The organism is Halobacteriovorax sp. RZ-2 (assembly GCF_043196685.1).
Taxonomy (GTDB): Bacteria; Bdellovibrionota; Bacteriovoracia; order Bacteriovoracales; family Bacteriovoracaceae; genus Halobacteriovorax_A.
In genome coordinates this window covers 435,027-448,405 of the sequence record NZ_JBEBMR010000001.1, presented here as the reverse complement: position 1 = coordinate 448,405, position 13,379 = coordinate 435,027, and the positions used below count along the sequence as shown (strand labels likewise).

Annotated in this window: 15 protein-coding genes; 8 read left to right on the top strand and 7 right to left on the bottom strand. The window is 38.5% G+C overall.

Annotated elements, in window-relative coordinates; translation table 11 throughout:
- Positions 1 to 61 precede the first annotated feature (61 nt).
- Complete coding sequence (locus ABMA78_RS02030; RefSeq protein ID WP_392856546.1) at positions 62 to 505, top strand: hypothetical protein; 444 nt, start codon at positions 62 to 64, stop codon at positions 503 to 505.
- Here ABMA78_RS02030 and ABMA78_RS02025 read toward each other — a convergent pair.
- Positions 502 to 720: a DUF3820 family protein gene (locus ABMA78_RS02025; RefSeq protein ID WP_392856544.1), complete on the bottom strand. Its 219-nt coding sequence runs from the start codon at positions 718 to 720 to the stop codon at positions 502 to 504. The two genes, ABMA78_RS02030 and ABMA78_RS02025, sit on opposite strands and share 4 nt — an antisense overlap.
- A 60-nt stretch (positions 721 to 780) precedes the next feature.
- Between ABMA78_RS02025 and ABMA78_RS02020 the strand changes: the two genes are divergently transcribed.
- Positions 781 to 1,908 (top strand): DEAD/DEAH box helicase, encoded by a 1,128-nt coding sequence (locus ABMA78_RS02020; protein WP_392856541.1) that lies wholly within the window; start codon positions 781 to 783, stop codon positions 1,906 to 1,908.
- A 29-nt stretch (positions 1,909 to 1,937) separates the two neighbouring features.
- Here ABMA78_RS02020 and ABMA78_RS02015 read toward each other — a convergent pair whose 3' ends face one another.
- A complete protein-coding gene (locus ABMA78_RS02015) occupies positions 1,938 to 2,267 on the bottom strand; it encodes an SWIB/MDM2 domain-containing protein (protein ID WP_392856538.1) in 330 nt (109 codons plus the stop codon).
- 69 nt (positions 2,268 to 2,336) lie between these two features.
- Positions 2,337 to 3,995, bottom strand: coding sequence for a SulP family inorganic anion transporter (locus ABMA78_RS02010; RefSeq protein WP_392856535.1), 1,659 nt, complete (start codon positions 3,993 to 3,995; stop codon positions 2,337 to 2,339).
- A gap of 212 nt (positions 3,996 to 4,207) precedes the next feature.
- Here ABMA78_RS02010 and ABMA78_RS02005 point away from each other — a divergent pair, with 212 nt between their 5' ends.
- Together ABMA78_RS02005 and cdd are read left to right on the top strand one after the other, a co-directional pair.
- A complete protein-coding gene (locus ABMA78_RS02005; RefSeq protein ID WP_392856532.1) occupies positions 4,208 to 5,188 on the top strand; it encodes an alcohol dehydrogenase catalytic domain-containing protein in 981 nt (326 codons plus the stop codon).
- A 114-nt stretch (positions 5,189 to 5,302) separates the two neighbouring features.
- Positions 5,303 to 5,725, top strand: a complete 423-nt coding sequence (cdd, locus tag ABMA78_RS02000) for a cytidine deaminase (RefSeq protein WP_392856531.1) — start codon at positions 5,303 to 5,305, stop codon at positions 5,723 to 5,725.
- Between the two features lie 2 nt (positions 5,726 to 5,727).
- On the opposite strand, the gene purB is transcribed toward cdd, so the two are convergent.
- From purB to ABMA78_RS01980, 4 genes are all read right to left on the bottom strand, one after another.
- Positions 5,728 to 7,014 carry an adenylosuccinate lyase gene (gene purB, locus ABMA78_RS01995; protein WP_392856529.1) on the bottom strand — a complete coding sequence of 429 codons (1,287 nt, stop codon included), beginning with the start codon at positions 7,012 to 7,014 and terminating at the stop codon, positions 5,728 to 5,730.
- Between the two features lie 16 nt (positions 7,015 to 7,030).
- Entirely contained in the window at positions 7,031 to 7,672 is a 642-nt protein-coding gene (locus tag ABMA78_RS01990; RefSeq protein ID WP_392856527.1) for a hypothetical protein, read from the bottom strand.
- Positions 7,672 to 9,114 carry a TolC family protein gene (locus ABMA78_RS01985; RefSeq protein WP_392856525.1) on the bottom strand — a complete coding sequence of 481 codons (1,443 nt, stop codon included), beginning with the start codon at positions 9,112 to 9,114 and terminating at the stop codon, positions 7,672 to 7,674. The genes ABMA78_RS01990 and ABMA78_RS01985 overlap by 1 nt, the downstream gene beginning before the upstream one ends.
- A gap of 90 nt (positions 9,115 to 9,204) precedes the next feature.
- Positions 9,205 to 9,564: a hypothetical protein gene (locus ABMA78_RS01980; RefSeq protein WP_392856523.1), complete on the bottom strand. Its 360-nt coding sequence runs from the start codon at positions 9,562 to 9,564 to the stop codon at positions 9,205 to 9,207.
- A gap of 69 nt (positions 9,565 to 9,633) precedes the next feature.
- On the opposite strand from ABMA78_RS01980, the gene ABMA78_RS01975 reads away from it, so the two are divergent.
- The 4 genes from ABMA78_RS01975 to ABMA78_RS01960 are packed head-to-tail and all read left to right on the top strand — an operon-like array spanning position 9,634 to position 13,367.
- The gene (locus ABMA78_RS01975) at positions 9,634 to 10,398 is read left to right on the top strand and encodes a 3-deoxy-manno-octulosonate cytidylyltransferase (RefSeq protein WP_392856522.1); all 765 of its coding nucleotides are present in this window, start codon (positions 9,634 to 9,636) and stop codon (positions 10,396 to 10,398) included.
- Entirely contained in the window at positions 10,388 to 11,992 is a 1,605-nt protein-coding gene (locus ABMA78_RS01970; protein ID WP_392856520.1) for a CTP synthase, read from the top strand. Before ABMA78_RS01975 ends, ABMA78_RS01970 begins: the two co-directional genes overlap by 11 nt.
- Positions 11,982 to 12,788: a 3-deoxy-8-phosphooctulonate synthase gene (gene kdsA / locus ABMA78_RS01965; protein ID WP_392856518.1), complete on the top strand. Its 807-nt coding sequence runs from the start codon at positions 11,982 to 11,984 to the stop codon at positions 12,786 to 12,788. The genes ABMA78_RS01970 and kdsA overlap by 11 nt, the downstream gene beginning before the upstream one ends.
- Before the next feature lie 3 nt (positions 12,789 to 12,791).
- Positions 12,792 to 13,367, top strand: coding sequence for a KdsC family phosphatase (locus ABMA78_RS01960; protein WP_392856516.1), 576 nt, complete (start codon positions 12,792 to 12,794; stop codon positions 13,365 to 13,367).
- The last annotated feature ends 12 nt before the right edge of the window (positions 13,368 to 13,379 follow it).

Genomic DNA, 13,379 nt, shown 5'->3' with positions numbered 1-13,379 from the left:
ATTTTATTTATCTTAATAAAAAGGCCATTCTTTCTTCATCAAAAGGAATCGAGGAGGAGAAATGAAGGTCCTATTTGTCTTATTATTTTCATTAATGACATTTGCTAATCAAAAAGTTTTATCAAAGCGTACAGTAACTTTACCGGTTGATGTAAGTACTGCAAAACTTAAGTGGACAAATCTTGGGTATGGAAGCATTCACTTTGTGAAGGTTATTGTGCCAGAGCTTGCAGGTGAAACAATTATGAATCACCGTAACGTAGGTGAGGATGGCCCATGCCTTTTTACACACGACACGAGAAAATTGGAAGATGTTGTTGGTGACAACCCTGGCGTCGAAGATATTGATTTTGAAATTACTCTCACAAAAAGATTTTCTAAGAATTCAGAAGGCCTGTGCAATATTTCTCTTGAAGAGAAGATTCTCGCAGATATTCGTGGCTTTAAGTTTATGCATATTCTCACGCATGAAATGCCAAATAGAGTCGGTGAAGATTGCTTCTAACGTAGGTCTTTGAATAGAAATTCAAGTCCATTTAATTTGATCTCGGCAAGCTCTTCAAGGAGTCTGCCGAGCTCACCTTGAGGGAAGCCTTTTTGTGAAAACCAAACAAGGTACTCATCTGGTAGATCAATAAGAAGTCTGCCTTTGTACTTACCAAAAGGCATTGTCGTTTGAACGAATTTTAAAAGATGTTCTTTATCAAATGTAACTTCCATATGCTTAGTATAATGGATTACTCGTTGACTGGCCCCTATAAACTCTGCTAAAAATGACGAATGGCAGAATTTACGCAATTGGGTCTATCCCAAACTATTGAAGATGCTCTTTCAAAGAAGGGTTATACACAACCAACTCAGATTCAAACAGAGGGAATCCCTGCTGTCTTAGAAGGCAAGGATCTTCTTGCAATTTCTCAAACGGGAAGTGGGAAAACTGCTGCGTTTTCGACGCCTATTCTCGATTTAATCTCTAAGAGTAAGTCAAAACTTAAGCCGTACCATATTAGATCTCTTGTGATTGCTCCAACTCGTGAGCTTGCGATGCAGGTTGAAGAAAGTTTTAAAGAGTATGGTAAGGGGCTGGCCCTTTCAACTCTTGCTGTCTACGGTGGGAGCGCAAAGAAGCTTCAGGTTCAAAAGCTTGCTAAGGGTGTTCAAGTCTTAGTTGCAACTCCTGGACGTTTAGTTGATCTAATTAGAGACGATAAAATCTTTCTTGATGAAGTCACACACTTAGTTCTCGATGAAGCAGACCGTATGTTAGATATGGGCTTTAAAGACGATTTAGAATTTGTTTTGAAAAGACTTCCTGAGAATAAGCAATGCCTGCTCTTTTCAGCAACAATGCCTAAAGGCGTTGAGGTCATTGCCAACACAATTCTTAATAACCCTCATCGAATTGAGATTGCACCAGTTAAAGCAAAGCATGAAGGGATTCGCCAGATGGCCTACCTCGTGGAAGAGGAAAAGAAGGCCGACTTTCTTTTAAAATTTTTAAAAGACCGTCATATCAAAAGTATTATTGTCTTTGTAAAGACTAAGTCTCAGGCCAATAAATTAGAAAGACACCTTAAGGCCAATCATATTAAGGCCTGTGCAATTCACTCTGATCGTGATCAACGCCAGCGTATTTATAATTTAAAGGAATTCCAAAAAGGTAATATGCACGTTCTTGTGGCCACTGATATTGCAGCTCGTGGGCTTGATATCGATGGTGTGGGCTATGTCTTAAACTTTAATCTGCCACAGCAGATTGAAAATTACACGCACAGAATTGGGCGAACAGGACGCGGGGGAAGAAGAGGGATTGCCATCTCTTATATTTCACCTAGTGAAGAAAATTATTTTAAAAGAATTCAAAAAGAACTTGGACTTGATATCCATATAAAAGGGCCTACTAAGTAGGCCCTCTTTTTTATACAATCTTTTGCAAATTATTTTTCGATATTTGCACCAACAACAGCTGCCATTTGCATCATGTTGATTGTTTCACCTTCCTTCATATTACGAAGGTCAGTTACTTTACCAGACTTAGAAGTCGAGTTTGTGTGCTTAAAGATTGAAAGTAGAGTTGCATCAGCTACGATAAACTTACCTGCATTCTCTGGCTTTCCATTTTCAGTCTTAGTTTGAAGACCTTTTTCTTTAATATAATCCCACAGTCTTTTAGTGATTTCAGTTCTTGGTAGTTCTGTTTCACCTAGCATTGCTGCAAGATCTGCTTTAAGTTTAACTGGTTTTTTTAATCCTTTTTCTTCACTCATAATTTAATCCTTTAATTAGTGTCTCTAATAATTGTTTAGGAAAAGACTTTCTTTGTACAGAAAAATCAATTACCCATCGAGTCGATCATCTGCAATATGAGTATTTAAATCCTCAATCACAGATAATTCAACTATATTTGATGCTTTATCTAGTAATACTAGACAGTCTTTACTTAAATTAAGAAGGTGTAACTTCTTACCTTGCTGTGCGTAGCGCTCAGTAATATTTTGTAGGGCCTCAATTCCTGAGTGATCCCAAACACGTGAATTATCAAAGTCGATATACACATGCTCTTTATCTTCTTTAAAATCAAAGAGATCTTTAAATGAAGTTACTGAACCAAAAAATAGTGGCCCATCTAATTCATAGATTGTCTTATCATCTTCTTCTTTCTTCTTAGCATGCATTGTCTTTCCATGCTCCCAAGCAAATACAAGGGCCGAAACAATGATACCAACAAGAACTGCAACTGCAAGGTCTGCAAGAATTGTAACAACTGACACTAGGACGATTACTAAGAAGTCTGAAAGTGGAATTCTCTTGAATAGTCGTAAGCTTGACCATTCAAAAGTCCCAATAACAACCATAAACATAACACCAACAAGTGCTCCAAGTGGAATCATCTCAATTAGAGGTGCTCCAAATAGAACGAAACCTAGAAGTAGGATTGCTGCTGTAATTCCTGAGAAGCGCCCACGTCCACCGCCGCGAATATTAATCATTGATTGACCGATCATGGCACAACCACCCATACCACCGAAGAATCCGTTTACTAGGTTAGCAAGACCTTGACCAACACATTCACGATTTCCTTTTCCGCGAGTATCAGTTAACTCGTCAACAAGCTGAAGTGTCATAAGAGATTCAATTAGACCAACGGCCGCCGCAAGAAAGGCATATGGCATAATAAGCTTTAGGTTATCCATCGTTAATTCAACAAATGGAATTTTAAAAGACGGAAGACCTGCTGCAATCGTAGTGATTGTCTTATCTTGGTCTTGAACAAAGTCGAGTACAGTTCTAACTAGTCCTGGGTTCGCTTCATTTAAGAGGTATCCAATAACTGTTGAAACCACGATTCCCACAAGAGTTGCTGGAACGGCCTTTGTTAACTTTGGAAGGAAAACACTAATTCCCATTGTAAGAGCAATTAGCCCACACATTACTAAGAGTTGAGTCGAAGGAAGAAGTTCTCCACCAACTGTAAATTGTGAAAATTGCGCGCGGAAGATAATGATGGCAAGACCATTAACAAATCCAAGCATTACTGGATGTGGAACAAGTCGAATAAATTTACCAAGCTTAAGTAATCCAAAAATAATTTGAATTAAACCCATGATAATGACAGCTGCAAAAAGATAGCTTAGAGCATTGTCCATGGCCGCATCAAAAGTCATTCCACTGTCTTTGCTCATTTCCATGACTTTATAAACGAGGGGAGCGAAGATAACAGCTACTGCTCCTGTGGCCCCTGAAATCATCCCAGGACGTCCACCAAAGATTGCCGTGATAAGTCCCATCATGAAGGCCGCATAAAGACCAACCTTTGGGTGAACACCTGCAACAAAGGCAAATGCAATTGCTTCAGGAACAAGTGCTAAAGCAACAGTTAATCCCGAAAGGAAATCATTTTTTAAGTTTTCTGGTTTCTTGATTGTTAGATCAATGAAACGGTTCTTTAGTGAAGCACTCACATCTTCACTATGCTTGATTTTATCAGCTGACATGTCTCTCTTCCTATTTAAGTGTAAGGCTAAATAGTATAGCATTTGACGCAACATTTAAAGGCTTTGTTCACTAAATCAAATTATCTTTTCGTTAAAGTTACAATAAAAATTATTATTTACGGCGAATTGACCAATTCTCCACAAACTTAACGCAGTCAAATTCCATAATAAGCATGTGGTAATCACACAACTACTACATGGAGACTTTTTTTATGAAAACATTTATTGTAAACGAAATTAATCCAATGAGCTTTTCCCAGATAAGAGTAAATCGCCCTAAGGCAAAGGGAAGAGATCTTCTTATCCAGGTAAAGGCGGTCTCGGTCGGAACTTATGATAATGAGATGAGACCAACTCATATGGGCAAGACTCTCGGCTTTGATGCTTCTGGTATTGTTGCGGAAGTAGGTGAAGGTGTTCAAGACTTTAAGGTGGGTGACGAGGTTTACTATATAAGCGACATGAAAAGAAGTGGAACCAATTCAGAATTTCAAATTGTGGATGAAAGACTTGTTTCCCTTAAGCCTGAGAACTTAGATTTCTCACAAGCTGCAACGCTACCTCTTGCTTCGATTATGGCCTTTGATAGCTTATTTGATAAATTACAAATTGATCCTGAGCAGAGTCGTGGGAAAACAATTTTAATTATCGATGGAACTAATAGTATTGGTGCAATGGCAACCCAGTTGGCCAGCAAACTGACTAATTTAACAATTGTGACAACGGCATGTGATGCAAAGTCTAAGGAGTTCTCAAATAAGATGGGGGCAGATATTACAATTAATGGATCTCTTCCTATTGCAGCTCAATTAAAGAGACTTGGTGTTGATAAGGTTGATTATATTATTTGTGCAAGCACTCCTAATCAATATATCCGTAGGTTAAGAGCAATAGTAAATGAGAAAACTCGTATGGTATCTCTTTTTACTGTTCGTGATGAATTCTTTCCTAACGACTTTATTTCGGCCTTGCCAAATATTGAGCAAGAATTTGTCCTAGTGTCATCTTCCGGGATTATAGATCAGGAGGACTATGGAAATTATTTAAGAGAAGTTACTCATTTGGTTGAGGCCGGTGCCCTTATTCCTCTTGTTGGCATGGATCTGGGAAAGATTTCAGTTGAGACATTGGAGCAAGGCCATGGCCTTATTAACCAAAAGGATATCATCGGTAATATTAGCTTAAGTTTTTAAATCTCATCAAAACTCCTCCAGGTTTTGGCCGGCCTTCTACTCTTCAATTTACGTAAAAAGGGGGCCGGTTTTTTTCAAATAGACTTCGATGCGTTTTCCTTTATAATAAATCTTATGGAAAATAAAATTGAAGTATCAGACAAAGTTAAGCAAGCATATGACATTGCTATTAAAGCACGTTCACATGCTCATGCTCCGTATTCAAAATTTCAAGTAGGTTCGGCCCTAAAGATTAGTGGTGTTGAAGATCCTATCCCAGGTTGTAATGTTGAAAATGCAAGTTACGGTGGAACAATTTGTGCTGAAAGGGGAAGTGTCCTTTCAAGTGTCGCACAATTTGGAAAAAAGGATTTTGAATTTATCGTCGTTGTGACAGACCAAGAAGATCCGGCCGTTCCATGTGCATTCTGCCTTCAAGTTATGTCAGAATTCGTAAAAGCAGACTTTCCTGTTTACTTGGGGAATCTTAAAGGGATTACGAAAAAAGTTCTTTTTAAAGAACTTCTTCCGCATCCATTTACTGAATTTACTGTTTAGATTTAGCTACGAGTAAATACTCTTTTTGTATGGGCACTATAGATTTCAAGATCATTGAGGTCTTTTAGTTGCCCGATAAGCTTCTTGTCGTCATTAGCTGTAAGCTCATTTTCTAAAATTGCAAAGAAGCTCTGACGATCACTTGCTTCAAATGATGCCTTTTGAACCACACGGTAAAGGTCTTCTCTTGTATTATTTGAAACCTCAATTAACTTATGTAACACAAAGCTTGAAAGGTGCTTGAAGTTTTGGACTACCTTAGCTTTCATCGCTTCCTTGTCAATGACAAGGTCTTCGATTGTGCTATTCATGCGCTCAATCGAGTAGAGTAGGATTCCAAACATATCGGGAAGAAAGAATCTCTCAGCGCTTGAGTGACTAATGTCTCTTTCGTGCCAAAGAAGACAATTATCCATTGCCACCTGGTTATACGTTCTTAGCATCCTTGCCATACCCGTAAGATTCTCACTAGAAATTGGGTTCTTCTTATGTGGCATTGTGGAAGACCCTTTCTGGCCTTTTTTAAAGCCCTCGAAAACTTCGGCAACATCAGAGTGTTGAAGATGGCGGATTTCGACACATAGTCTTTCTAAGGCACACCCAAAAAGAGCGATGATATTAGTTAGTTTTGCAATTCGATCACGTGGAATAACTTGCGTTGAAATTGGTTCTACTTTTAGGCCGAGAAAGCTTAAAACTTCTTCTTCGATCTCTGGAGTTAGGATTGTGTAATTTCCAACTGCTCCAGACATTTGTCCAGTTAACTCATTTTCATAGAAGTCTTTTAGGTCGTTATAGCGTCTTTTAAATTCACAAAGATGACCTCTAAGTTTTTGTCCAAAGCTCATCGGCTCAGCAAAAATTCCATGTGAGCGTCCAATACAAATTGTGTCGATATGTTCTTGAGATTTTTCATCGAGGGTTTTTAAAAGATTTTCAAAAGCCGGAAGAATACGCTTGAGGGTTTCTTTTATCTGCAGAGTTAAGGCCGTATCAATGATATCTGATGATGTAACCCCGTAGTGAAAGTACTTTCCTTCATTTGTTTCTAGTTGCTCTGTAATAGAAGTACAAAAAGCAATGACGTCGTGTCTTGTTTCTCTTTCGATCTCTTTGATTCGTTCAGGGTTAACCGTGACAAGATTAAGCTTATTAGAGAATGCTTCTTTGATAATACCTGCACTCTCAAGAGCTTTTGTTAAAGAGTGTTCGACTTCGAGAAATTTCTCAAACTTAAATTGCTCGCTCCAAATCTCACTAATCTCTTTCTTTTCGTATCTTTCAATCATAATTTATCCAATTCTTTTAAAAAATAAAACCTACTCCAAGTTGAGCACTTACCCAACTTGCCGATGCCTCTGCTGTAATTGTGTCATCAGAACTCTTTAAGGCCATCAGGTTATAGATAAGCCTTGCTGAAAAATGAAGGCCACTACTAGCTCGATAAATTAAACCATAGCCAGCATTAAACCCAAGTCCAGATAGTTCAGTTCCAAAGGCTTCAGAGTCTGTCATATTATAAGTAATATGGGCATGAATTTCATCGTAAATAGACTTAATATTAATGAAGTCATTAATTAAAATTGAGCGCCTACTAAGTCCTAGGCCTCCTGTATAAACACTTAGACTTGCATCGAGGTTGTCAAATTGAGTTACGCTTGCAACATCAAGAGTATTTAGGGCACCGTATAGACTTAGAGAGTACCTATCGCTGTAGAAAGTAAGTGTTCCACTAATTGTATTTGTCGAAGCAAATTCGCTTAGGTTTGTAATTCCACCATAATTAAATTCTAGAGAGAAATTATCATCCTTAATATTGTAGCGAGAAGTCTCGTAGCCATAGTCTTCATCCACGACGTTGATATCTTCGAAACTTGTTAAGTCTTGTGCAAATACTGAAGAGTTTAAAGTTAAAAGTAGAGTAGAGATTAAACTTAATTTTTTCATTAACGTCCTCCTCCTTTAATAATCGCCTTATCAAAAGCTTGGTCCGGGAGATTTTCGATACCGACAATTTGAGCAAGTTCAACTCTTTTAGCTAGGTATTGAAATTTTATCATAGACTCTCTAGTAAGTGAGTCAAAGTAGTCTTGCATGGCCAGCTGATATTCTAAGTAGCGCGTCTTGCGATTTGTATATTGATACAGGGCCGTCTCCATTCTCTTTTTTAATGAATCATTACGAGACTTGATAATATTAAGTTGCTCAACTGAAGAGTTTAAAAAGTTGAAAATATTAACAATAGCTTCTTCAACTTTTCTTCTTGTCAGGCTTAGGTCATACATGGCCTTCTCTTTTTCAAGTCTTGCATTTGCAAGCTTTCTGCGATTAAAGAGCCCGCCATCGCCAAATAGAGTCCAGCTGGCGTTTAGGCTTGCCACAAGGTCAATATTAGAATTGCCCACTGACGTTGTGTAGTAGTCATTTGTTACAGAGCTACCATCAAAAATTTGAGAGTACGTTCCAAAGTTAACAGTGATCTTTGGTAGAGGAAGATTGTCTCTTACCGCAATTTCGTATTCACGATTTTTGATATTTCTCTCGACCTTCTTATCAAGAATAAAAGGTGAGACTTTTCTTGCTGTCGCAATGGCATTGTCTCTACTATAAGTTGATTTCTCATACTGATAATCATCCTTAATGAAGTAGAGTGTTCCCGGGGGATCATTTAAGCGCTTTGCCATGTCTTCAGATGCAATATTTTCATTAGTCTTTGCATTTGTATAAGCTTCTTGTGCTCTTAGGTATTCGGCACGTGACTGGTAGTACTCGTGCTTTGTAACTTTCTTTTGAAGAACTTTTTCACGATTCATACGATACACAAGTGTCGCTCTTTGTAGATATTGGCGAGCAATGATCTTTAAATCCTTTGCATGAATAAGCTTCACATATTCGCGAACAAGCTCTTGCTTAAATTCACGAAGTGTTTCCTTATCGCGATCAATTTGGCGCTCAAGAGATTCCTTTTCATTCTTATAATTTAAGTAATCCTTACCCCAGTTAAATAGAGTGTATTCCCCAAGCTCTAGTCCGACGCTTCCACTTGCAGTGCGGGCCGTGCGAGTTAGATCGTTATTACCACTTTTAAGGGTACCAATTCGTTGAGGATTTAACTGAAAGTTAATCTTAGGATTTGGTGTCCAGAATTCTTCTTTTGTATCTTCAAGTCGATTTTTAAGGATCTCAATATTCTTGCGACGAATGATATTATCTTGATAGCTTCGCATTCCTTGCTCGATGACAGTTCCGATATCAAGGGGGCGATAAGCACTCTCGTCAACTTTATCTTCGCTGGCCTCTTGAATGAAGATCTCTGGAGATTGTTCTAATGCATAGGAAAAGGTTGATAGAAATAGGTAGGCGCAAACAAAGCCTATTGTTTTAGTCATAAATGAAGTCCCTCTCGTTTAGCTAATTGCTAATTTTGTGCGTCTGCTAAAATTATGACTTGCGTGATATGAGATGGCAACTCTTGCTCGTTAGAGAGTGAGTCCTGGGCAACCACGACGAACAATCTGTTCTTCGAGTTTGATAACTTTGAGATTTGTAATCTTTAATTCTTGAATGACGCGGTATTGATTATCGCGCAGTTTTGAGGCAATAGATTTCTTATTATCTGGAGTCGATTTTAAGAGATTTTTATTTCGATCAAGTAAGAAGAGAAGTCTTTGACGGTGTTCAACTTTTTCTTGTCGTTGGTTCATCAAAGAGTCACATCGGCGGGAAATACTTGGGTCGGTAATGATGGAATCTGAAATCGTTTGCGCATTAAGTCTATGCTCAATTAAGGCCGTATAAATAAAAACAATGGCACTGAGTGTTAAGGCGAAGTATTTCATAGATTTATGATATCACACTTTGCAAGTAGCACAGGTATTTGTTATTATTTACTGTCAAAAAGGTAAATAATGAACTTAAAAGCTTTGGTATTAATACCATCAAGATTCGCCTCGACTCGTTTCCCCGGAAAACCTCTAGCAAATATCGCCGGCAAGGCAATGGTCTCTCATGTTTATGATGGATGTGCTGGTATTGTAGAAAATTTTCCTGGTTCAAAAGTTTGTGTCGTAACGGATAATGATGAAATTGAAAATATGTTAAAAGACTCGGGCCGCAATGTGGTTCGTATCGATGATGATGTGCCTTCGGGAAGTGAAAGAATTTTCTTGGCCTATGATCGTTTCTTCAAAGAAGAAGAATTTGATTTCGTTATCAATGTGCAAGGTGATGAGCCTCTAATTCAAGCAGACTTACTGAGTGAACTTCTTAGAATTCACAGCTCTCAAGGCTTTGATGTGGCCACGGTGATTAAGGAGATGTCGATTGATAATGATCATGAGGATTACTTAAACCCAAATAAGGTAAAGGCCGTCTTTTCAAAAGAAAAGAATATTTGTCATTACTTTACAAGAAGCCCGCATCCATTCAATCGACAAAATACACCAGGACTTAATTGGTATCTCCATATTGGTATTTATTCATTTAGGCCTGAAGTATTAAAAAGCTTTTGCTCACTAGGTGAGTCGACTAATGAAAAGATTGAATGCCTTGAGCAACTAAGACTATTAGATAACGGCTACACTATTGGTGCAGCAATTACAGATATGACATTATGTGGAGTTGATACTCCAGAAGATATTCCATTCGTGGAGGGAGTGATAAATGGCAAATAGCCAAAAGAAGTATATTTTTATTACTGGTGGTGTTGCAAGTTCTCTTGGTAAGGGACTAGCTGCTGCATCGATTGCATCTTTACTTGAGAGACGAGGAATTCGTATCAATATGTTAAAGATGGATCCTTATATCAATGTTGATCCAGGAACAATGAGTCCGACTCAACATGGGGAAGTTTTTGTGACAGATGATGGTGCAGAAACAGACCTTGATCTAGGCCACTACGAAAGATTCACTTCACTAACACTTTCTAAGCAATCAAACTTCACAACTGGTCAAGTTTATCTCGAGGTAATTGAACGCGAAAGAGAAGGGAAGTATTTAGGAAAAACAGTTCAAGTTGTTCCTCATATTACTGATGAAATCAAACGTCGTATTCATATTGCAGCAGAAGATGCAGATATTCTTATTGGTGAAATTGGTGGAACAATTGGTGATATTGAATCACTTCCATATGTTGAATCGATCAGACAATTTGCTCACGATGTAGGGCAAGAGAATGTTCTATTTGTTCATCTTGTTTTAATTCCTTATCTTTCAGCTGCTGGAGAGTTAAAGTCAAAGCCAGCTCAACACTCAGTGAAAGAGCTTCGCTCACAAGGTCTCTTCCCACATATTATTATTTGTCGAAGTGATCGTGAGATTGATCAGTCGATTATGGATAAGATCTCTCTTTTCTGTAACGTACCAAAAGACAATGTATTCCAATCACTAGATTTGGATTCAATTTATAAGGTTCCTCTAAACTTTCACTCACAGGGTTTAGACGAGAAGATTACAAAGATTTTAGGAATCTGGTCTTCATCGCCAAAGATTGATGACCTTGAAAAGGTTGCCTACAACTTCGATCACCCTTTAAGAGAAGTAAAGATCGGGATTGTTGGAAAATATACAGAGCTTGTCGAATCGTACAAGTCACTGGATGAGGCCCTTAAGCACGGAGCTCTTGCTCACCAGCTTAAGCTTGTTCCTGTCTACGTTGACTCAGAAGATATTGAAAAAGAGGGCGCTGCAAAACTATTAAAAGATGTTCAAGGTGTTCTTGTTCCAGGTGGTTTTGGAGAGCGTGGTACAGAAGGAAAAATTTCTGCCATTCAATACGCTCGTGAAAACAAGCTTCCATTCTTTGGAATCTGTCTTGGTATGCAATTGGCAATTGTTGAATATGCGAGAAATATTTGTGGATTAAAAGACGCAACGTCGGAAGAATTTAATAATGGTGGTGATCTCTTAATTCACTACATGGAAGGACAAACTCGTGACGGAGCTAAGGGTGGAAGTATGCGCCTTGGTAGTTATGAGTGTGAACTTCTTGATGGCAGCCGTGCTATTGAAATGTACGGTGAAAAACTTATTCATGAAAGACACCGTCACCGTTTAGAGGTTAATAACCTTTACGTTGAGCAATTAAAAGAATGTGGGCTAGTTATCAGTGGGAAGAACCCTGAGCTTGATCTTGTTGAAACGATTGAGATTAAGGATCATCCTTTCTTCTTTGCATGCCAGTACCACCCAGAGTTTAAATCGAGGCCATATGCGGCCCACCCAGTATTTAGCGAATTTATTAAAGAGGCAGATAAATATGGAAAATAAAAAATTTGATCTATTCATGGGGACTTGTGTAATCGAGTCTGAACAAATGTGTATGGACGTTTGCGGACGTCTTTTAGAAATGCTTGAGCCTGTTAAGGATCAAATCAACTTTTCTTATAAAGGAAGTTTCGATAAGGCCAACCGTTCTTCGATTGATTCTTTCAGAGGCCCTGGACTTGAAAAAGGTCTACAGATTCTTGAAAAGGTTAAGAAACAATATGGAGTTCAACTTATCACTGACTTTCACACTGCTGAACAAGCAGATACAGTAGCAAGTGTTGTTGATACAATCCAGATCCCAGCATTTCTATGTCGTCAAACAGATATGATTCTAGCTGGTGCCGAGGCCTGTAAGAAACACGATGCTCAACTTAAGATTAAAAAGGGACAATTTCTTTCTCCTGAAGAGACTGGAAATATTGTAAAGAAGGCCGAAGAATTTATTACAAAAGATAAAATCCTTCTAACTGAAAGAGGGACTTCATTTGGTTACAATAATCTTGTTGTTGATATGGCAAGTTTTCAAATTATGAAGTCATTTGGAGTTCGTGCAATTCACGACGCTACTCACTGTGTTCAAAGACCTGGTGGGCTTGGAACATCAACTGGTGGGAAACGTGAGCAGATTTTAACACTTGCTCAAGCTGCAGTCGCTGCAGGTGCTGATGGGATCTTTATGGAAGTTCACCCTAACCCAGCTGAAGCGAAGTCTGATGCGGCAACAAGCTTACCGCTTGATCAGGCAGGAGCGATTATCCAAAGACTATTAAGAATTAAAAACGCAATTACGGAATAATTAATGGATTTATTTACAAAAGCACAAAAGTACAAAGAGAAATTAAAAGATATCAAAGTTCTTGCTTTTGATATCGATGGAGTACTAACTCCTGGACATGTATGGTACCAAGATGATGAGATGGGATTTAACCGCTCATCGCATACTTCAGATGGTTACGCATTAAAACTGCTTATGAGAGCAGGATTTAAAGTAGGAGTCATTTCTGGAGGTGCTTCAAAAGGTGTTCAAGAGCGCTTTGTGAATAACCTAAAACTTGATTTCGCCTTCCTTGGTGATGAGGATAAGAGAGTGGCCTTCAATAAAGTTCTCGATCTTGGCTTTAAACCAGAAGAAGTTCTTTTTATGGGAGATGAGTTCTTTGATGTTCCGCTATTAAAGGCCGCAGGCTTTGCAGCGACAACTCCTCATGCGTCTCATGAGATTCAAGTTTATTGTGACTATGTCACTCAAAGAGAAGGTGGCCATGGTGCGGTTAGAGAAGTTATCGATATCTTCCGCTATGTACACGGCATTGTTCCAGAAGTCTTAGACTTTGATGGAAAGCCGATTGATTTCAAACATTCATGGCCAAAGTAGGAGTTGATAAAA